Below are 19,935 nucleotides of genomic sequence, written 5' to 3'. Positions count from 1 at the left end.
CCGGGTCGTGGGGTGCGGGTTACTTCTTCTCGACCGCGTGCCCGCCGAACTGGTTCCGCAGCGCCGCGACCATCTTCATCTGCGGGGAGTCCTCCTGCCGCGACGCGAACCGCGCGAAGAGGGAGGCCGTGATCGCGGGCAGCGGCACGGCGTGGTCGATGGCGGCCTCCACGGTCCAGCGGCCCTCGCCCGAGTCCTGTGCGTAACCCCGGAGACGGTCCAGGTGCTCGTCCTCGTCCAGGGCGTTCACCGCCAGGTCGAGCAGCCAGGAGCGGATGACCGTGCCCTCCTGCCAGGAGCGGAAGACCTCACGGACGTCGGTGACGGAGTCGACCTTCTCCAGCAGCTCCCAGCCCTCGGCGTACGCCTGCATCATCGCGTACTCGATGCCGTTGTGGACCATCTTCGCGAAGTGCCCGGCGCCGACCTTGCCGGCGTGCACGGCGCCGGAGTCGCCCTCGGGCTTGAGCGCGTCGAAGACCGGCTGGACCTTGGCCACGTTCTCGGCGTCGCCGCCGTACATCAGCGCATAGCCGTTCTCCAGGCCCCACACGCCCCCGGAGACACCGCAGTCGACGAAGCCGATGCCCTTGGCCGCCAGCTCCTCGGCGTGCTTCTCGTCGTCGGTCCAGCGCGAGTTGCCGCCGTCCACGACGACATCGCCGGGGTCCAGGAGCTCGGCCAGCTCGTCGATGGTCGACTGGGTGGGGGCGCCTGCCGGGACCATGACCCACACGACGCGGGGGCCCTTGAGCTTGCCCACAAGCTCTTCGAGGCTGTGGACATCGGCGAGATCCGGGTTCCGGTCGTATCCGATGACGGTGTGGCCCGCGCGGCGTATCCGCTCGCGCATGTTGCCGCCCATCTTGCCGAGGCCGACGAGACCGAGCTCCATCAGTTGTTCCTTAGGTTGCGACGTGGCATGAGGGCACTGCGTACCCATGCACGAGCCTAAACCCGGACGCTCACGCACACCTGTGGGCATACCCGCTCATACGTACGCCCCGACCTGCGCTTTCGCACCGAGGGCCCGGTGATCCACCGGGCCCCGCAGCGCTGTGGACGACCTCCGGCCGCCCGACGGCGGCGACGGCGGGTCGCTCGACGGGTCAGCCGCTGAGTCGCACCGGCATGATCAGGTACTTGTAGGCCTCGTCCGCCTCGGCGTCCACCGCCGGCTTGCCGCTGAGCAGCGCGGGCTTGGTGGAGGTCGTGAAGGACAGCTGGGCCACCGGGGAGTCGATGGCGCTTAGACCGTCCAGCAGGAACGTCGGGTTGAAGGCGATCGAGATGTCGTCGCCCTCCAGCTGGGCGTCGACCCTTTCCACAGCCTGTGCGTCGTCGCTGGAGCCGGCCTCCAGGGTCAGCACGCCCTGCTCGAAGCTGAGCCGCACCGGGGTGTTCCGCTCGGCGACCAGGGCCACACGCTTGACGGCCTCCACGAAGGGGGCGGTCTCGATCACGGCCACGCTGTTGAACTCGGTCGGGAACAGTGTGCGGTACTTCGGCAGGTCGCCCTCGAGGAGGCGGGTGGTCGTCCGACGGCCGGCGCCCTCGAAACCGATCAGGCCCTCGCCCGCGCCCGAGCCGGAGAGCGCCAGGATGACGCTGTCGCCGCTCGTGAGGGCCTTGGCGGTGTCCAGGAGCGTCTTGGCGGGCACCAGCGCGACCGCGGAGGCGTCCGGGTTCTCCGGCTTCCACAGGAACTCACGGACCGCGAAACGGTAGCGGTCGGTGGAGGCCAGCGTGACCGTGTCGCCCTCGATCTCGATGCGCACACCGGTGAGGACGGGCAGCGTGTCGTCACGTCCGGCGGCGATGGCCACCTGGGCGGCGGCGGAGGCGAAGACCTCGCCGGGGACGGTGCCCGTCGCGTTCGGCATCTGGGGCAGGGACGGGTACTCCTCCACAGGCAGTGTGTGGAGGGTGAACCGCGAGGAGCCGCAGACCACCGTCGCCCGTACGCCGTCTGTGGAGATCTCCACCGGGCGGTTGGGGAGGGCGCGGCAGATGTCCGCGAGGAGACGGCCCGAGACGAGCACGGTGCCCTCCTCCTCGACCTCCGCCTCCACGGACACCCGCGCGGAGACCTCGTAGTCGAAGCTGGACAGGCTCAGCTGGCCTTCCTCGGCCTTCAGAAGCAGGCCGGCGAGGACAGGCGCCGGCGGACGGGCCGGGAGGCTGCGCGCCGCCCAGGCCACGGCCTCCGCGAGTACGTCGCGTTCCACCCGGATCTTCACTGTTGCCGCCTCCTGCTGTTGCCGGCGCTTCTCGCCCTGCCTGGCTTCGTCGTCTGTCGCGGTGTCGCTGGCTCCTGTGGAGGGAAGGACACCGGGGAACAGTCTGACGCACGCCACTGACACTCGGGGCCTTCCGGGGTCAAGTCGTGCCGAGGCGCGGTCGGGCAGCCGAGAGCGAGTTGTGCACAGGGCCCCCTTCGAAACGAATTCCCAGCTCTCTCTAGTTGGGAGTAGTAGTAGGGCCTGTGGAAACCGTGGATAACCGCGTTTGCGCAGCTCAGGCAGGAGATTTTGTCCACTGGGCCTGTGGGTGGAGCCGGTGGACAACCACGCCACTCTGTGGAGAACAGAAAGTTCTGCACACTCCATGCACAGCCGGACGGCACTTCTCCCCAACCGTGTCCCCAGGTTTACCCACGTTTCCCACAGCCCAACCAGGCAACTTCATGTGACGGCTTTCACTCGGCACAGTGAGAAGGCCGGTTTCCTTGCCGAACAGTGGACAGGCATGTGGAGAAGCTGGGGATGGCTGGGGACAACCAGCCACAGCCTGTGGGTTGCCGGTGGACAAGTCCGTCCACAGTCTGTGGATCCTCGCTTCGTCCACAGCCTGTGGAGATCGTTCGTCCACCAATCCACAGGCTGTTGACCTGGCCTGATGATCTCTCAGTAGACCGCCCTGTGGACATGATCTGCATAACTTCCCGGTCCCCAGGGTGTGGACGGGAGAAAGTCCCCGAATCTGTGGAGGACGCCCGTAACCAGGCCGGTATTCGAACACCGGCTGACGGCGCGAGGACGCCGGGGCACGCCTGCGAGCACCCCGGGAACGGCGAAGGCGCCCTCGGGAACTCGTCCCGGGGCGCCTTCTGCGGCGTACGAAGGGGGTCTCGTGGCCGGCGCACGTGGCGTACGGCGGGGGCCGTCGGCCACGGGTGGCGGCGTACGGCAGGGCCCGTCGGCCGGTGTGCCGGGCGTCCCTGCCTAGCCGTTCTTGATGCGGTTCGTCAGCTCGGTCACCTGGTTGTAGATGGAGCGCCGCTCGGCCATCAGCGCGCGGATCTTGCGGTCGGCGTGCATCACGGTGGTGTGGTCCCGGTTGCCGAACTGCGCGCCGATCTTGGGCAGCGACAGATCGGTCAGCTCACGGCACAGATACATGGCGATCTGCCGCGCGGTCACCAGGGCGCGGCCCCGTGAGGTGCCGCACAGGTCCTCGACCGTGAGCCCGAAGTAGTCGGCCGTCGCCGCCATGATCGCCGTCGCGGTGATCTCGGGGGACGCGTTCTCCCCACCGGGAATCAGATCCTTGAGGACGATCTCCGTCAGGCCGAGGTCCACCGGCTGCCGGTTGAGCGACGCGAACGCCGTCACCCGGATCAGCGCGCCCTCCAGCTCGCGGATGTTGCGCGAGATGCGGGAGGCGATGAACTCCAGCACCTCCGGCGGGGCGTTGAGCTGCTCCTGCACCGCCTTCTTGCGGAGGATCGCGATACGCGTCTCCAGCTCGGGCGGCTGGACGTCGGTGATCAGACCCCACTCGAAGCGGTTCCGCAGCCGGTCCTCCAGGGTCACCAGCTGCTTGGGCGGCCGGTCGCTGGAGAGCACGATCTGCTTGTTCGCGTTGTGGAGCGTGTTGAACGTGTGGAAGAACTCCTCCTGCGTCGACTCCTTGTCCGCCAGGAACTGGATGTCGTCGACGAGCAGGATGTCCATCTCGCGGTAGCGCTTGCGGAAGCTGTCGCCCTTGCCGTCGCGGATGGAGTTGATGAACTCGTTGGTGAACTCCTCCGAGCTCACGTACCGCACCCGCGTGCCCGGATAGAGGCTGCGCGCGTAGTGCCCGATCGCGTGCAGCAGATGCGTCTTGCCGAGCCCCGACTCGCCGTAGATGAAGAGAGGGTTGTACGCCTTCGCCGGCGCCTCGGCCACAGCCACCGCGGCGGCGTGAGCGAAGCGGTTCGAGGCGCCGATGACGAACGTGTCGAAGAGGTACTTGGGATTCAGGCGTGCCGTGGGCTCGCCCGGACCCGTCGCCGGCGCGGGCTGCGCGGCCAGCGGCCCGGGCGCACCGCCGCCAGGACCGCCCCGGTGCACACCGGGGCCGCCGGGCGACGGCTCGGGAAGCTCGCGCCGGTCCGGCCGCTGGTCGTAGTCGCCGCTCGGCCGGTCGTAGTCGGGGCGGGGCTGGTCGTAGTCGGACCGCGCCGAGTCGTACTCCGGGCGCTGGTCGTACGGCGGCCGCTCCATCGACTGCGGACGGTAGTCCGACGACGGCGACGCGTACGGGTCCCGTTCCGGGAAGCCGAGTCGCTGCTGCTGCCAGCCGTAGTCCTCCTGCGACGGCCGGGGCCAGGCACCAGGCTCCGGGCGCTGGTACTCCGACGGGTACGCCGGGCGCGCGGTCGGGAGCTGGTCCGCGCGGCCGGTGGGCACCTGCTCCGAGCGGGGCGGTGGCAGCTGGTCGCCCGCCCCGCCGCCGGTGCCCCGGTCGTCGGCGCGGTGGCGGCCGTAGCCCTCGTACGGGTCGCGGCCCTGACTCTCGTAGGAGTTCTGGTTGTCGTACGGACCTCGCGGGTCCCGCCCGCCGTCGTACGTGTCCCTGCCGTCGTAGGCGTCGCGGCTCTGGGCCGGGCCGGAGGGGAGTTCAGGTTCCTCGAAGCGGGACTGGACCGGCGGCGCCGGCGTCTCGCCGACGGAGCTGTCGACGGTGATGGCGATACGGATCGGACGGCCGCACTCCCGGCTCAGGGTCTCGCTGACGACCGGCGCGAGCCGCCCTTCGAGTACGCCCTTCGCGAACTCGTTCGGAACGGCGAGCAGAGCGGTGTCCGCGACCAGCGCGAGCGGCTGGCAGCGTCTGATCCAGCGCTCGTCCTTGACCTCGACCCCCTGGCCGCGGCCCTCACCCAGGAGTTGTTCCAGTACTCGTGGCCACACTGCGGCAAGATCGGCAGGTACGTCAGCCACAGGGCACGCTCTCTCACAGGTCCCACGAACGTGTGGTTCTGGGACGGGGGTCGGGACGGAACTCGGGTGGTGCGCTCGGGAGCGGGTCTGGTGGGTTGGTCGGTGACCCAGCAGCCGAGGAAAGGGAAGGAATCGGAGTTCCGTCACGGTAGTCACGGCGGCGGGTACGGTTCAAGTTGTTGTCCCCAGCCTGTGGATAGTGTCTCTCCGTGACCTCTGGTTTGACCGGATGGCGCAGCCGCGCGTACCGTAACCAGGTCGAGTTGTCGATGGCTGCTGCCGCCTGCCTCCGATGGGCACAGATCGCGTCAGGTGATCGGAAAGCGGTGCACTCGGGCGTTTATACGAGCTACTCGTGGGCGCACGGTGACAGCCAGGACGGCACCCCGCAACTACCGATTTATTTCTGGAGCCCCCGAGTGAGCAAGCGCACCTTCCAGCCGAACAACCGTCGTCGCGCGAAGACCCACGGCTTCCGGCTGCGTATGCGCACCCGTGCCGGCCGCGCGATTCTCGCGTCCCGCCGTAGCAAGGGTCGCGCCCGTCTGTCCGCCTGATCCCGGTCAGGTCATGCCGTCGTGCTGCCCACCGAGAACCGGCTGAGGCGGCGCGAGGACTTCGCGACCGCGGTACGACGAGGGCGTCGGGCTGGACGCCCGCTCCTCGTCGTTCACCTACGTAGCGGTGCCACGGACCCGCACGCGCCTGGGGAGAGCGCTCCCCCGACGCGTGCGGGTTTCGTCGTGAGCAAGGCCGTCGGCGGCTCCGTCGTCCGCAACAAGGTGAAGCGCAGGCTTCGCCATCTCATGCGCGATCGAGTCGCCCAGCTTCCCCCCGGTAGCCTGGTAGTCGTACGAGCGCTGCCCGGTGCGGGCGACGCCGACCACGTACAACTGGCCCAAGACCTGGATGCCGCCATACGACGGCTGCTGGGAGGGGGCGCACGATGAAGTACCCGCTGCTGGCGCTGATCAAGCTGTACCAGTGGACGATCAGTCCGCTGCTCGGGCCGGTGTGCAAGTACTACCCGTCGTGCTCCCACTACGGCTTCACGGCCATCGACCGCCACGGTGCGATCAAGGGCACGGCCCTCACGGCCTGGCGCATCCTGCGGTGCAACCCGTGGTCGCTCGGCGGTGTGGACCATGTCCCGCCGCGCAAGCGTCCGCGGTGGCACGAGATGGTGCGTGGTGCGTGGCGCGCACGCAAGGGCGGGTCCTCCGCCGCCGAACCGGCCACCGAGGGGCACCTCCCTTCGAGCCCGGCCGCCGAGAGCCCGTCCCATGCCCAAGGAGCATGATTAGTGGACACGATTGCCAGTCTCTTCAGCTTCATCACGACACCCGTCTCCTGGGTCATCGTCCAGTTCCACAAGGTGTACGGCGCCCTCTTCGGCGAAGACACCGGGTGGGCCTGGGGCCTGTCCATCGTGTCCCTGGTGATCCTGATCCGGATCTGCCTGATCCCGCTCTTCGTGAAGCAGATCAAGGCGACCCGGGCCATGCAGACGCTCCAGCCCGAGATGAAGAAGATCCAGGAGCGCTACAAGAACGACAAGCAGCGTCAGTCCGAAGAGATGATGAAGCTGTACAAGGAGACGGGCACCAACCCGCTCTCCTCGTGCCTTCCCATCCTGGCGCAGTCGCCGTTCTTCTTCGCCCTGTACCACGTGCTCAACAGCATCGCTAACAACGACACCATCGGTGTCATCAACGAGAGCCTGCTGGAGAGTGCGCAGAAGGCACACATCTTCGGTGCGCCGCTGGCCGCGACCTTCACGGACAGCTCGGCGGAGGCCGCGGCGCTCGACGCCTCGATCACCACGGTCCGCATCGTGACCGCGATCATGATCGTCCTGATGTCGCTGTCGCAGTTCTACACGCAGCGCCAGCTGATGACGAAGAACGTCGACACCACGGTGAAGACGCCGTTCATGCAGCAGCAGAAGATGCTGATGTACATCTTCCCGATCATGTTCGCCGTCTTCGGCATCAACTTCCCGGTCGGTGTCCTCGTCTACTGGCTGACCACCAACGTGTGGACCATGGGCCAGCAGATGTACGTCATCCACAACAACCCGACCCCGGGTTCCAAGGCCCAGGCCGCCTACCTGGAGCGTCTCTACAAGCACGTCACGCGCCACGGCAAGACCCGCAACCGGCGTGAGCGCGCCATCGTCAAGGCGATCGTCGTCAAGGGCCGTGACCGCAACGAGTACGAGCGGAAGTTCATCAACGGCCTGACCAAGGAGGGCCTCGCGGCCCAGGCCGACGGCACCGTGATCAAGAGCGAGGCCTCGGCCGTCGCCACCGCCGAGGACGGTACGCCGACTCCTGCCAGGCGCCAGCAGCCCAAGCGTCAGACCAAGGCCCAGCGTCAGTCCGGTACCACCAAGACCGCTGACGACGTCGAGCCGAAGGGCGCGCCCACCTCGCTCACCAAGTCGGACGAGCCCGAGGACGCCAAGCCGGCGGCCGCAGCCAAGAAGGCGGCGCCCCAGCCCGGAGCCGGCGGCCGTAGCAAGGCACAGTCCGGTCAGCGCAAGGGCCAGCAGCGCCCCAAGTCCCCGTCCAAGAAGTAAGAAGGAGCCCATCCCGTGACGGAAGGCACCACCTCCGCCGCCTCCGAGGGTGGAGACACCCTCACCCGCCTGGAGCAGGAGGGTGATATCGCGGCGGACTACCTGGAAGGTCTGCTGGACATCGCCGATCTCGACGGCGACATCGACATGGACGTCGAGGCCGACCGTGCCTCTGTCTCGATCATCAGCGACAGCGGCAGTCGCGATCTGCAGAAGCTCGTCGGCCGGGATGGCGAGGTGCTCGAAGCGCTCCAGGAGCTCACGCGCCTGGCCGTGCACCGCGAGACCGGTGACCGTAGCCGCCTGATGCTCGACATCGCCGGCTACCGCGCCAAGAAGCGTGCCGAGCTCTCCGAGCTGGGCGCCAAGGCCGCGGCCGAGGCGAAGAGCACCGGCGAGCCCGTCAAACTGAAGCCGATGACGCCCTTCGAGCGCAAGGTCGTGCACGACGCGGTCAAGACCGCGGGCCTGCGCAGCGAGTCCGAGGGCGAGGAGCCGCAGCGCTTCGTCGTCGTGCTGCCCGCCTGATCCGGTACGTACGTTTCGCCGGCCCCGTCTGCACGCAGGCGGGGCCGTACTTTGTCAGCCTGTTGTTCTGGTGTCAGCGCACACTGCGCTCTTGCGGTACGGAAGGACGGTCCCCGTGACGGAGGCAGCGGAGCTCCCCCCTGCGCCTGAGCAGGCGCGCGATGTATTCGGTGATCGCTACGCGGACGCGGTCCGGTACGCCGAGCTACTGGCGGAAGCGGGAGTGCAGCGAGGTCTCATCGGCCCGCGGGAAGTGCCTCGCCTGTGGGAGAGGCACCTGCTGAACTGCGCGGTGCTCTCCGAGGTCGTGCCCGAGGGAGTGACGGTCTGCGACGTCGGCTCCGGTGCAGGGCTACCCGGCATCCCGCTGGCACTTGTCCGGGACGACCTGAAGATCACGTTGCTGGAGCCGCTGCTGCGACGCACGAACTTCCTGACGGAGGTCGTGGAACTACTGGGCCTCGACCATGTCACGGTCGTCCGGGGCCGGGCCGAGGAGGTCCTCGGCACGCTTCAGCCGGTCCATGTGGTGACGGCACGTGCCGTGGCTCCGCTGGACCGACTGGCCACCTGGGGAATTCCGCTCCTGCGTCCCTACGGAGAGATGCTGGCGCTCAAGGGCGACACCGCTGAGGAGGAGCTGAAGAGCGCGGCCACGGCACTGAGCAAGCTGGGCGCCGTGGAGACCTCCATCCTTCATGTAGGGGAGGGCGTAGTGGATCCGTTGTCCACGGTGGTCCGCGTGGAAGTCGGCGAAAGCCCGGGCGGCGTGCGGTTCGCGGCGAAGCGCGCAAAGGCGGCCCGAACGGGACGGGCGCGTCGACGTCGTTGAGTGCAGGGCTTTGGTCGGTGATCACTGGCATGGTGGATCTGCCTGTTGGCTGATGCGTCCCGACCACGAGACGTACTCCACACAAGCCTCCAACCTACGTATGTCGGAGTGTCGCGCGATGGTGGCCTGGACGGCTATGCATCGTGTTTCACGTGAAACGTCGCTCACTGCTACACGGCATCATCGGCCGTGGCCGCGCCGCGGCCGAACCGCGCGACCGGAAGCCTCTCGGGTCACTCGGAGAGGTAGCGGAGATTTCCACAAAGGTGGATTTCTCCACAGAACCCCAGGCCTCACTGGTTCACCACCCCGAAGACATGGGAGGCTCTGTTCATTGCGAGCCTGAAGTCGAGGAGAGTGAATCCTTGCGGTCCGACGCCAACATCGCGGGACCGATGACCGATCCGGTCCCCGGTCCCCGTACCGAATCGATGGGGGACGATGTTTCACGTGAAACACCGCCCCCGATGGACGACACTCCCATCGGTCGTGCTGCCCAACTGGCGGTAGAGGCTCTGGGCCGCGCAGGGGAGGGGCTGCCCCGGCCTGAGCAGACCCGCGTCATGGTGGTCGCCAACCAGAAGGGCGGCGTCGGTAAGACCACGACGACGGTCAACCTTGCTGCTTCGCTGGCTCTGCATGGCGCCCGTGTCCTGGTGATCGACCTTGACCCGCAGGGCAATGCGTCCACCGCTCTGGGTATCGACCACCACGCCGAGGTGCCGTCCATCTACGACGTGCTGGTCGAGAGCAGGCCTCTGTCGGAGATCGTCCAGCCCGTTCCCGATGTCGAGGGGCTGTTCTGCGCTCCGGCCACGATCGATCTCGCCGGTGCGGAGATCGAGCTGGTGTCCCTCGTTGCCCGTGAGAGCCGGCTCCAGCGCGCGATTCAGGCGTACGAGCAGCCGCTGGATTACATCCTGATCGACTGCCCTCCCTCGCTGGGCCTGCTGACGGTCAACGCCCTGGTCGCCGGCCAGGAAGTCCTCATCCCGATCCAATGCGAGTACTACGCGCTGGAAGGTCTCGGACAGCTGCTTCGCAACGTCGACCTGGTGCGGGGGCATCTCAACCCTGCCCTCCATGTGTCGACCATCCTGCTCACGATGTACGACGGCCGGACGCGCCTTGCTTCACAGGTCGCCGACGAGGTGCGCAACCACTTCGGCGACGAGGTGCTACGGACGAGCATTCCGCGTTCAGTTCGTATCTCCGAGGCGCCCAGCTACGGGCAGACCGTGCTGACATACGATCCAGGATCGAGTGGTGCCCTCTCCTACCTTGAGGCGGCACGAGAAATCGCGCTGAAGGGCGTCGGCGTGAGCTATGACCCGACGCACGCCCATAGCGGCGCGCAGAACAACCCGAGCATGGTGGAGGGGATCCAGTGAGCGAGCGACGGAGGGGGTTGGGCCGTGGTCTCGGCGCTTTGATCCCTGCAGCCCCGACGGGGGAGAAGACGGCACCGCCGGCCATGGGAGGACCTGCGTCCCCCCCAGCGGCAGTGGTACCGGTCCCCACCTCGGAACGAGGGGTGGCGGCCGCAAGGGTGGCTACGCTGCCCAATGTTTCACGTGAAACAGAGGAGCCGCCTCCGAACGGTGGCGTCGAGATGCCGGCGGCCCCCATCGGTGCCCACTTCGCCGAGCTGCCTCTCGACTCCATCACGCCGAACCCGCGGCAACCCCGTGAGGTGTTCGACGAGGATCTCCTCCAGGAGTTGGTCACCTCCATCAAGGAGGTCGGTCTTCTCCAGCCCGTCGTCGTACGGCAGATGGGACCGGCCCGCTACGAGCTCATCATGGGTGAGCGGCGCTGGCGCGCCTGCCGTGAGGCAGGTCTGGAGGCGATCCCGGCCATCGTTCGGGCCACAGATGACGAGAAGCTTCTTCTGGACGCGCTCCTGGAGAACCTCCACCGGGCTCAGCTGAACCCGTTGGAAGAGGCGGCCGCCTATGACCAGTTGCTCAGGGACTTCAACTGCACGCACGACCAGCTGGCAGACCGCATCGGCAGGTCACGTCCTCAGGTCTCCAACACCCTGAGACTGCTCAAGCTTTCGCCTGCTGTGCAGCGCCGTGTGGCTGCCGGGGTGCTCTCCGCCGGGCACGCGCGGGCGCTGCTCTCCGTCGAGGACTCGGAGGAGCAGGACAAGCTGGCCCACCGGATCGTGGCCGAGGGGCTTTCGGTGCGAGCCGTTGAGGAGATCGTCACCCTCATGGGCTCGCGGCCCAAGGCGACCACGCGCTCCAAGGGCCCTCGAGCCGGTGCTCGGGTCTCCCCCGCGCTCAGTGATCTGGCCACTCGGCTTTCGGATCGCTTCGAGACGCGGGTGAAGGTCGACCTGGGGCAGAAGAAGGGCAAGATCACTGTCGAGTTTGCCTCGATGGAGGACCTGGAACGCATTCTGTCGTCGCTCGCCCCCGGCGAAGGACCTGTTCTGCAGCGGAGTCTGCTGGATGACGATGGCGAGGAGACGGAAGCCTGAACCCTCGAAGGGTGACGCCTTTCGGCTGGTCGACCGCCTGAGCGGGCTGTGTCCGATGTATACCGGACACAGCCCGCTCTTTGCTTGCGGGCAGTATCTAGGCAATCACATCGTCGATACGATGCGGTTGGGTATGGCGCATCCACCTTGTGGCACCTTCATGGGAGGCGGGGGCAATGCGAACCGTGAGCCGTTCCGGTCTGGTGACCGCGGGCCTGGGACTGGGCGCGGTCGGCGGGTTCGTCGGCAGCCTGCTCAGGGAGCGAAGCGCTCTGACAGCCGCTCGCGACGCCGCGGGCGAAGGAAGCGAGGAACAGCCTTCATGGGGCGTCGGCTCGTACCGCTCACGTTGGACAACCTTCAGGACTTTCCCAAGCGCTGCCGCTCGTGCGTCTTCTGGGAGTTGGACCCAGTCAGCGGTGAGGCAGCGGTAAAGGCCGGTACTCCCGCCCTGGAGAAGGAAGCCTGGATCTCCGCTGTTCTTCTGGACTGGGGTTCCTGCGGGCGCGTCGTCTATGTGGACGACGTCCCGGCGGGTTTTGTGCTCTACGCACCGCCGGCCTATGTGCCTCGCTCCACGGCGTTTCCCACAAGCCCTGTCTCGCCGGACGCTGTTCAGCTGATGACCGCGTTCATCGTGCCGGGCTTTCAAGGACAGGGGCTCGGCCGAGTGATGGTGCAGACGGTGGCCAAGGATCTGCTGAGGCGGGGCTTCAAGGCGATCGAGGCCTTCGGTGACGCACGTTGGAAGGAACCGGCCTGTGTCCTGCCCGCCGACCACCTGACCGCAGTGGGCTTCAAGACGGTCCGTCCTCACCCCGCATACCCCCGGCTGAGGTTGGAACTGCGGACGACGCTCTCCTGGAAGGAGGACGTCGAGTTGGCGCTTGACCGGCTTCTGGGGGCAGTGCAGAAAGAGCCTGTGCTTCGACCGCTCTGAGGGTGATCGAAGTAGCGTCGAATGCAAACGAAGGGACCGACCCCGGTGGGATCGGCCCCTTCGTGTTTCACGTGAAACATCGCCGCTGTGTGACGGCAGCGGTACTACTCGGCGATGAAGGCCTCAAGGTCGCGCACGATCGCAGCCTTCGGCTTGGCACCGACGATGGTCTTGGCGACCTCGCCACCCTGATAGACGTTCAGGGTCGGGATGGACATGACGCCGTACTTGGCTGCCGTGGCCGGGTTCTCATCGATGTTGAGCTTGACGATCTCGATCTTGTCGCCGTACTCCTGGGCGATCGCTTCGAGGGACGGCGCGATCTGACGGCACGGACCGCACCAGGCGGCCCAGAAGTCCACCAGGACGGGCTTGTCGTTCTTCAGGACGTCCTGCTCGAAGGAGTCGTCGGTCACATTCTTCAGGGTGCCGGCCACGGCGGGCTCCTAACTGGTTGGTGCGATGAGGGGACGGGGGTCAGACGGTGGTCTTCTCGGGCTCGGCAGTCTGCTCGCCGTCCGCGAGGGCGGCGAGGAAGCGCTCGGCGTCGAGGGCGGCGGAGCAGCCGGTGCCCGCAGCGGTGATCGCCTGCCGGTAGGTGTGGTCGACGACATCGCCGGCGCCGAAGACACCGGTCAGGTTTGTGCGGGTCGACGGGGAGGCGACCTTCAGGTAGCCCTCGTCGTCCAGGTCGAGCTGCCCCTTGAAGAGTTCGGTGCGCGGGTCGTGCCCGATCGCGATGAACAGACCCGTCACCGGCAGCTCGGAGGTCTCGCCCGTCTTGAGGTTGCGCAGCTTCAGACCGGCGAGCTTCTGGTCGCCCTGGATCTCCGCGACCTCGCTGTCCCAGATGAAGGAGATCTTCGGGTCGGCGAACGCACGCTCCTGCATCGCCTTGGAGGCGCGCAGGGTGTCCCGGCGGTGGACGACCGTCACCGACTTCGCGAACCGGGAGAGGAAGGTGGCCTCCTCCATGGCGGTGTCGCCGCCACCGATCACGGCGATGTCCTGGTCCTTGAAGAAGAACCCGTCACAGGTGGCGCACCAGGAGACACCGCGCCCGGAGAGGGCGTCCTCGTTGGGCAGCCCGAGCTTGCGGTGCTGCGAGCCCGTGGTGACGATCACGGCCTTGGCGCGATGCACTGTGCCCGCGGTGTCCGTGACCGTCTTGATCTCGCCGCTCAGGTCGACAGCGACGACGTCGTCCGGAACCAGCTCGGCACCGAAGCGCTCGGCCTGGGCCCTCATGTTGTCCATGAGGTCGGGGCCCATGATGCCGTCCCGGAAACCGGGGAAGTTCTCCACCTCGGTGGTGTTCATGAGTGCGCCGCCTGCGGTGACGGCTCCCTCGAACACCAGCGGCTTCAGCGACGCGCGCGCGGTGTAGAGCGCTGCCGTGTATCCGGCGGGCCCGGAGCCGATGATGATCACGTTACGGACGTCGCTCACGGCTTGATTCCTCGTCTCTGGAGACTGCTGCGTACTGCCGGTGGGAGCTGCTCTCGGAACTCTCACCCCACCCAACGGATCCTAAGGGGCGTGCATTCCCGGTGTGTCCGGGCACACGGAGCCGTGACACCGCACAGGGATGCCAGGGGTGGCGCGGCGTGCAGCCCTCAGGGGCGGGCGTAGGACTGCTTCAGCAGAATCTCCCCGGCGGGTACCGAGGCCTTGCCCACGCAGGAGGCATCGACCACGTAGGCCGTGACATGCGAGGCGTCTTCCGGGACGGGCACCAGGACGAGAAAGGCATCCGTCCCCTGATACGTCCCGGGTTCCGAGGCGATGGCCCCCGTCACGTCGCCAATGGCCTTGGCGATACAAGGGGGCACGTCCTGGATGAGCTTCGTGGTGGGGTTCGTGCCGAAGGCTTCCGGATCACCGGGCGCCGTGTTGGCGCCTACCGAATCCCTGCCCGGTGCGTCCTTCGTCGTTTGATCGCCGAGAAGATCGTCCACCTTCTTCTGCAGCCTGACTCCGGAGAACACATCGGAGGCCGGGCTCTGCGCGCTTGGAGGGGTGTCGCCGGAGTCGCTGCCGCTCATCGACTGGACCAGCAGCACCCCGAGCCCCAGAGTGGCGGTAGCGAAGGCAGCGGCGAGGATCCTGACGCGGCGAGCGCGCCGCTTGGGATCGGAGCGGCCGGGGCCCGTAGTTCCACGGCCACGGCCTGCGGGACGGCCCGCCGCGGTCCTTGTTTCACGTGAAACACGCATACGGTCGTCTGCCTGCGACGCCGAACGCGACGGGGTGGACGCATCGGCAGTCTCTGCGGTCTCCGCATGGGGTGCCGTGGCGTTCAGCAATGCTTCGGCGGCCAGGGCGGCATCGATCCGTCCCGCCACGTCGTCGGGCATGCGAGGAGAACCCGGAACGGTACCGAGCAGGCCGCGGATCTCCTCCAGCGAGGCATACACATCGGCGCAGAGGGAGCACTCCTCCAGGTGCTGTCGGACATCCTCCGTACGGGACGGTGGCAGGAGACCTTCTGTGAGGTCGGAGATCTCCTCGACGTCCGGGTGCCCGGCTGGGTCGGTCGTGGAAGTCACGCTCGTCCACCTCCGCCCTTCACAGCAGCTGAATCGCTTGGCCCTGCATCATGTGGTCCTGCTGCGGGTGGGACGGATGTCCCCTGCGTCCGGTTCCTTCCGCGCCCCGAGTTTTCGCCGCGGTCGCCCCCTCCGTCGCCGCGGAGATGGGTCAGGAGCGGCAGAAGTCTGGCTCTGCCGCGGGCGCAACGGCTCTTCACGGTGCCGGTCGGGACATCGAGGATCCGGGCGGCCTCTGCCACCGGATAGCCCTGCATGTCCACGAGGACAAGGGCTGCCCTCTGGTCCTCCGGCAGTGTGCCCAGGGCTTCCAGGAGCTGGCGGTGCACATCGTTGCGCTCGGCGGGGGCGGACGCCGACTCGTGTGGCTCCAGCAACTGCTCAAGGCGCTCGGTGTCGTCGACCGGGGAGGTCTTGCGGGAGGCGGCCTTGCGGGCACGGTCCAGGCAGGCGTTCACCGTGATGCGGTGCAGCCAGGTCGTGACGGCTGCCTGGCCCCGAAAGGTGTGCGCGGCCCGGTAGGCGGAGACCAACGCGTCCTGGACGGCGTCAGCAGCCTCCTCACGGTCTCCCAGGGTCCGCAGCGCCACTGCCCACAACCGGTCCCGGTGGCGCCGTACGAGCTCCGCGAAGGCATCCGGGTCGCCCGCGACATGCTGGGCCAGGAGGTCCTGATCGCCCGCCCCACTGTGATCGGCGCCTGGCGCCATCGGACCCCCTTCCTCGAAGAACTCTCAGCCCATGAACTTGACGTCGGTGATCGCCTGCTTGTAGCCGGCGCGACTGAACTGGTCGGGACCCGATTTGGGTACAGCGGTGAGCCAGACCAGAACGTACCGGGTCTTCACCGGCTTCTTGGCGGAGATCTTCAGGTTGGTTCCGCTGGTCGTGCTCGAGGCGATCTTCGTCATCGAGCCGAGGGGGGCCGACGACGACAGGGAGTCGGTGGCGTAGAGCGTGGCCGAGGTGTGGTCCCCGCCGTAGTACAGCCCTATTGAGGCCGTCGACACCTCCTGGGCGGAGCCCAGGTCGTAGACGATGCCGACACCCTGCTTGTAGGGCGCGAGGGTGGGTCCGTCATTGAAGGAGTAGGTCCGCCAGTACGTGGACGCGTCCTTGTCGTAGGTCAGCTTCACGTCGTTCGCGTGCTGCGGCTTCCCGTCCGGGTAGTACTCCGCTGCGTTGCTGATGCTGAGCTTCGTGGGCGGCTTGACGGGGTTGTCGCCCTTGTCGTTGTCCGTCGTCTGGCTCGTGTCCGTGTCGTTGGACTGGTCGCCGTGCTCCATCAGCGCGTCCGCCAGCTGCCAGCTGCCCAGACCGAGCGCGGCGATCAACAGCGCCGACACAGCCCACTTGAGGACCTTGCCGGTACGGCTCTGCAAGGGAGGCGGCGGAGTCGCAATGGGCTGGGTGGCGCCCGGGTGGGACGCCGGACGGCCGTACGTGCCCTGCTGGTACGTCGTGCGCTGGTACTCGGGTGGGGTGGTGAACGCCGACTCCGGCGGGCGGATGCGAGGCATCTCGCCGATCGCCTTCACCAGTTCCTCCGGTGTCGTGCACGGAGATTCGTGGCGCGAGGCGGTGGCGCCGTCATTGGCAAGCGCCCGCATGGCGAGTTCAGACAGTCCTCGGTGGACGCCCGCACGCACCTGGTCGGGAGCGATGAGCCCGACGCCCTTGGGGAGTCCGGAGAGGCCGTGCGCGTCATTCTCGTACGGCCAGCGCTGGGTGAGTGACGCGTAGAGCAGCGCGCCGATCGCCTCCGTGTCCGTGCGCTGGGGCGTGTCGGAGCCGATACCGCGAAGCGCCGCGTTCACCGCGAGGCCGCGGATGCGCCATTGCCCCGCGGCGGACCGCAGGACTGCGCTCGGGTTGAGCCGGAGGTGCGACAGACCCTCGCGGTGCGCGGCGGCCATGGCGTGCGAGACCTGAGTGACCATCTGGTACGCGTCATGCGGTTCCAGCGGGCCGGAGGCGAGAAGCGTGGTGAGTTCCGTGGCGTCGGGAAGCCACTCGTGCACCACGTACACGAGGTCGTTCTCCTCCACGGCGTCGAGCACCTGGACGAAGCGGGGGTCGCCCAGCAGCGCCGAGGAACGCGCCGCCGCCAGCACGGTGCGGGCGCGTGCGTGGTCGGCCGGCAGGACATGGACTCCGACCGCACGGCGCAGTTTCTCGTCCACGGCACGCCAACTGCTGAAGCCGTCCAGACGGGTGACGCACTCTTCCAGACGGTAGCGCCTGGCGAGCTTGTGACCGCTGTGCAGTTCGGGCGGTGTCGTCTTGGAAGGGCTCTCGGTGCCGCCGCTTCCCTGTGCCTCTTCGCTCGCCGAGCTGTCCGTGTCCCGCTCCCGGTTCTGGGCCTCCCCGTCGGCCGTGGACTGGTCCGCCTGAGCGGTCAGCGGCTCGTCACCACTGTTGTCTGCCACGTCGACGGCAGCCGTGCTCCGTTCCGCCACCGTCGTTCCCGCCTCCCCATCCGTTGCGCGCTCTGCGACGCCAAAGCCAATTGTGCCCACAGTCCGCCGCTATCAGCGACACGCGACGACGGACGATGGTTGTGCGCCTAACCCCGCCTCAGCGTCCCAGCCGTCCGCGGACCATGCCGACCATCGAGTTGAGCTCTTCGATGCGCATGCGCCGCGCGGCGACATAGAAGACACCTAGCAGAACGATTCCTCCCCCGACGAGTGCGAGCATCGAGCCGCCGACGCCCTGCCCCAGACTCTGGCTGATCCCGTAACAGGCCGCGCCGCTGACCAGCGCCGCGGGCAGCGACGCGATGGACAGCCGCGCGTACGTCCGCATGACCCTGGAGCCGTCCAGGTCACCGCCCAGCCGCTTCTTCAACCGCCGCCACGCGACGCCCACACCGATGATGTAGGCGAGCCCGTAGGAGGCGGCCATGCCGACCACCGCCCAGCGGGCGGGGATGACGAAGAAGCAGATCGCGGAAGCGCCGGCGTTCACGGCGGCCACGATGACCGTGTTGTAGAACGGCGTCCGGGTGTCCTCGTAGGCGTAGAAGGCGCGCAGGACGACGTACTGCACGGAGTACGGGATCAGACCGAGACCGAAGGCCATCAGCATGAAGCCCATGTTGGTGGCCGCGCCGGTGCCGGAAGAACCGAAGATCAGGGTGCACATGGGGACGCCCAGCGCGACGAATCCGAAGGCGATCGGCACGATGGCGACCGCCGTCGTGCGCAGACCCTGGGAGATGTCGTCGCGGACGGCTCCCGCGTCGTCCTCGGCTGCCGACCGCGAGATGCGCGGGAGCAGGGCCGCCATGAGGGACACGGTGATGATGGCCTGTGGCAGGCCCCAGATCAGCTGGGCGTTGGCGTAGGCACTGAATCCCGTGCCGGCGATGTTCGTCTCGGTGACCGCGGCGGTTGCCAGCTGGGTGACCACTAGGGCGCCCGCCTGGTTGGCAAGCACGAAAAGGATCGTCCACTTGGCGAGCATCGCTGCCTTGCCGAGGCCGTGGCCTTTCCAGTCGAAGCGGAGCCGCATCCGGAACCCGGTCTCCCGCAGATACGGGATCATCGCGAGCGCCTGGACGACGAGGCCCAGGAGGATGCCGATGCCCAGCAGCCTCTCACCTTCCGGCGGGATGTTCTCGACCGTCATGTGAGAGTCGGCTGCGCTGCCGTAGACCCAGAGGAAAGCACCGAGCGTCACGATGATGACGATGTTGTTCAGGACCGGAGTCCACATCATGGCGCCGAAGCGGCCACGGGCATTGAGGATCTGGCCCATCACCACATGGATGCCCATGAAGAAGATGGAGGGCAGGAAGTACCGGGTGAAGGTGACGGCGACGTCGTTGGCCTCGGCGTTCTCGGCGAGGGGCGTGGACAACGCGCGGACGAGAAGGGGCGCGGCGAACATGGCGAGGGCGGTGAGGACGCCGAGGACGACCATGACCAGGGTCAGCAGTCGGTTGGCGTACGCCTCCCCGCCGTCGTCGTCCTCCTTCATGGCTCGGACGAGCTGAGGTACGAAGACGGAGTTGAGGCCGCCGCCGACGGTCAGAATGTAGATCATCGTCGGCAACTGGTAAGCCACCTGGAAGGACTCGCCGAGAAGACTGAGTCCCAGCGCCGAGACGATCATCGCCGAGCGGATGAAGCCCGTGAGGCGCGAGACCATGGTGCCCGCCGCCATCACGGCGCTCGACTTCAGCAGACCCGAAGCCCGTCCGCCCTTCTTCGCAGCCGGTGCGGCCGCAGGGGGATGCGCGGGCTCCTCGTGCTGCGGACGACCCGGGACCGGTCCCGGAGCGGGGGCCGGGCCCGGAACGGAAGGCTGTCCCATGGCTCCATGGCCGCTCTGCTGCTGGTCCCGGAAGAGATGGGCGAACGCGTCGGGCTCGTGGCGCTCCTCGCCGGCCTGTGTGACCAGGTCGTCCACTCCCACGAACTGGGTCGTACGGGCGTTGTCGCCGTACGGCATGTGCCGCGACGGGCCGTCCGGTTCGGGCGCGGGGGTCTGGGCCCACACACGCGGGTCCGGGGCGTACTGCGCCGGCGCCGGCTGCCCGTAGAGGGGCTGCTGCGGCTGATGGGCGCCCGGCGGCGGAGGGTGCGCGGCGCGGTCGTAGAGCGCCTCGGCCACCGGGTCCTGGGCGGACAGATCCCGCTCGCGGTAGGGGTCCTGGTCGTAGGCGTCCTGGAGGTACATGTCCGCGGGGGGCTGCGGCGGGACCTGGGCCGACCCGGGCAGCGAGCCGTCGGGATGGCCCGAGTTGGCCGCGCCCTGGCCGTGGTCACCGTCGTACGGCGCGTTCATGGTTACCCCACCT

At 67.8% G+C, this 19,935-nt stretch carries 18 protein-coding genes; 9 read left to right on the top strand and 9 right to left on the bottom strand.

Annotated features, from left to right (window positions below; genetic code table 11):
• Nucleotides 1-19: 19 nt before the first annotated feature.
• The 3 genes from gnd to dnaA all read right to left on the bottom strand — a co-directional run bounded on the left by gnd (nucleotide 20) and on the right by dnaA (nucleotide 5,210).
• On the bottom strand, nucleotides 20-895 hold the full coding sequence (gnd, locus tag AC067N_RS15735; protein WP_478679417.1) for a phosphogluconate dehydrogenase (NAD(+)-dependent, decarboxylating): 876 nt from the start codon (nucleotides 893-895) through the stop codon (nucleotides 20-22).
• Nucleotides 896-1,109: 214 nt separating this feature from the next.
• Complete coding sequence (dnaN, locus tag AC067N_RS15730; protein WP_468097081.1) at nucleotides 1,110-2,240, bottom strand: DNA polymerase III subunit beta; 1,131 nt, start codon at nucleotides 2,238-2,240, stop codon at nucleotides 1,110-1,112.
• A 984-nt stretch (nucleotides 2,241-3,224) separates the two neighbouring features.
• A complete protein-coding gene (gene dnaA, locus AC067N_RS15725; protein WP_478679416.1) occupies nucleotides 3,225-5,210 on the bottom strand; it encodes a chromosomal replication initiator protein DnaA in 1,986 nt (661 codons plus the stop codon).
• A 419-nt stretch (nucleotides 5,211-5,629) separates the two neighbouring features.
• Between dnaA and rpmH the strand changes: the two genes are divergently transcribed.
• From rpmH to AC067N_RS15680, 9 genes are all read left to right on the top strand, one after another.
• On the top strand, nucleotides 5,630-5,767 hold the full coding sequence (rpmH, locus tag AC067N_RS15720; RefSeq protein ID WP_003956500.1) for a 50S ribosomal protein L34: 138 nt from the start codon (nucleotides 5,630-5,632) through the stop codon (nucleotides 5,765-5,767).
• A 21-nt stretch (nucleotides 5,768-5,788) separates the two neighbouring features.
• Nucleotides 5,789-6,160 carry a ribonuclease P protein component gene (rnpA, locus tag AC067N_RS15715; protein ID WP_478679415.1) on the top strand — a complete coding sequence of 124 codons (372 nt, stop codon included), beginning with the start codon at nucleotides 5,789-5,791 and terminating at the stop codon, nucleotides 6,158-6,160.
• On the top strand, nucleotides 6,157-6,510 hold the full coding sequence (gene yidD / locus AC067N_RS15710) for a membrane protein insertion efficiency factor YidD (RefSeq protein ID WP_478679414.1): 354 nt from the start codon (nucleotides 6,157-6,159) through the stop codon (nucleotides 6,508-6,510). Before rnpA ends, yidD begins: the two co-directional genes overlap by 4 nt.
• Nucleotides 6,511-6,513: 3 nt before the next feature.
• Entirely contained in the window at nucleotides 6,514-7,791 is a 1,278-nt protein-coding gene (gene yidC / locus AC067N_RS15705; RefSeq protein ID WP_478679413.1) for a membrane protein insertase YidC, read from the top strand.
• Nucleotides 7,792-7,806: 15 nt separating this feature from the next.
• Nucleotides 7,807-8,319, top strand: coding sequence for a Jag family protein (locus AC067N_RS15700; protein ID WP_478679412.1), 513 nt, complete (start codon nucleotides 7,807-7,809; stop codon nucleotides 8,317-8,319).
• Nucleotides 8,320-8,434: 115 nt separating this feature from the next.
• The gene (gene rsmG / locus AC067N_RS15695) at nucleotides 8,435-9,151 is read left to right on the top strand and encodes a 16S rRNA (guanine(527)-N(7))-methyltransferase RsmG (protein ID WP_478679411.1); all 717 of its coding nucleotides are present in this window, start codon (nucleotides 8,435-8,437) and stop codon (nucleotides 9,149-9,151) included.
• Nucleotides 9,152-9,468: 317 nt separating this feature from the next.
• A complete protein-coding gene (locus AC067N_RS15690) occupies nucleotides 9,469-10,542 on the top strand; it encodes a ParA family protein (protein ID WP_478679529.1) in 1,074 nt (357 codons plus the stop codon).
• The gene (locus AC067N_RS15685) at nucleotides 10,539-11,639 is read left to right on the top strand and encodes a ParB/RepB/Spo0J family partition protein (protein WP_478679410.1); all 1,101 of its coding nucleotides are present in this window, start codon (nucleotides 10,539-10,541) and stop codon (nucleotides 11,637-11,639) included. The genes AC067N_RS15690 and AC067N_RS15685 overlap by 4 nt, the downstream gene beginning before the upstream one ends.
• 322 nt (nucleotides 11,640-11,961) lie before the next feature.
• Nucleotides 11,962-12,579: a GNAT family N-acetyltransferase gene (locus tag AC067N_RS15680; protein WP_478679409.1), complete on the top strand. Its 618-nt coding sequence runs from the start codon at nucleotides 11,962-11,964 to the stop codon at nucleotides 12,577-12,579.
• Between the two features lie 104 nt (nucleotides 12,580-12,683).
• Here AC067N_RS15680 and trxA read toward each other — a convergent pair whose 3' ends face one another.
• The 6 genes from trxA to murJ form a co-directional block, all read right to left on the bottom strand.
• The gene (gene trxA, locus AC067N_RS15675; RefSeq protein ID WP_478679408.1) at nucleotides 12,684-13,016 is read right to left on the bottom strand and encodes a thioredoxin; all 333 of its coding nucleotides are present in this window, start codon (nucleotides 13,014-13,016) and stop codon (nucleotides 12,684-12,686) included.
• Nucleotides 13,017-13,056: 40 nt separating this feature from the next.
• Entirely contained in the window at nucleotides 13,057-14,028 is a 972-nt protein-coding gene (trxB, locus tag AC067N_RS15670) for a thioredoxin-disulfide reductase (protein WP_478679407.1), read from the bottom strand.
• 167 nt (nucleotides 14,029-14,195) lie between these two features.
• Nucleotides 14,196-15,128: a hypothetical protein gene (locus AC067N_RS15665; RefSeq protein ID WP_478679406.1), complete on the bottom strand. Its 933-nt coding sequence runs from the start codon at nucleotides 15,126-15,128 to the stop codon at nucleotides 14,196-14,198.
• Nucleotides 15,125-15,838 (bottom strand): RNA polymerase sigma factor SigM, encoded by a 714-nt coding sequence (gene sigM / locus AC067N_RS15660; RefSeq protein ID WP_478679405.1) that lies wholly within the window; start codon nucleotides 15,836-15,838, stop codon nucleotides 15,125-15,127. Before sigM ends, AC067N_RS15665 begins: the two co-directional genes overlap by 4 nt.
• A 24-nt stretch (nucleotides 15,839-15,862) precedes the next feature.
• Nucleotides 15,863-17,587: a protein kinase family protein gene (locus AC067N_RS15655; RefSeq protein WP_478679404.1), complete on the bottom strand. Its 1,725-nt coding sequence runs from the start codon at nucleotides 17,585-17,587 to the stop codon at nucleotides 15,863-15,865.
• Nucleotides 17,588-17,705: 118 nt separating this feature from the next.
• Nucleotides 17,706-19,922, bottom strand: coding sequence for a murein biosynthesis integral membrane protein MurJ (murJ, locus tag AC067N_RS15650; protein ID WP_478679403.1), 2,217 nt, complete (start codon nucleotides 19,920-19,922; stop codon nucleotides 17,706-17,708).
• Nucleotides 19,923-19,935: the final 13 nt, after the last annotated feature.

The organism is Streptomyces sp. NPDC042364 (assembly GCF_056437585.1).
The sequence above is the reverse complement of the archived record's forward strand: the minus strand, read 5'-3'. Positions and strand labels throughout refer to the sequence as shown.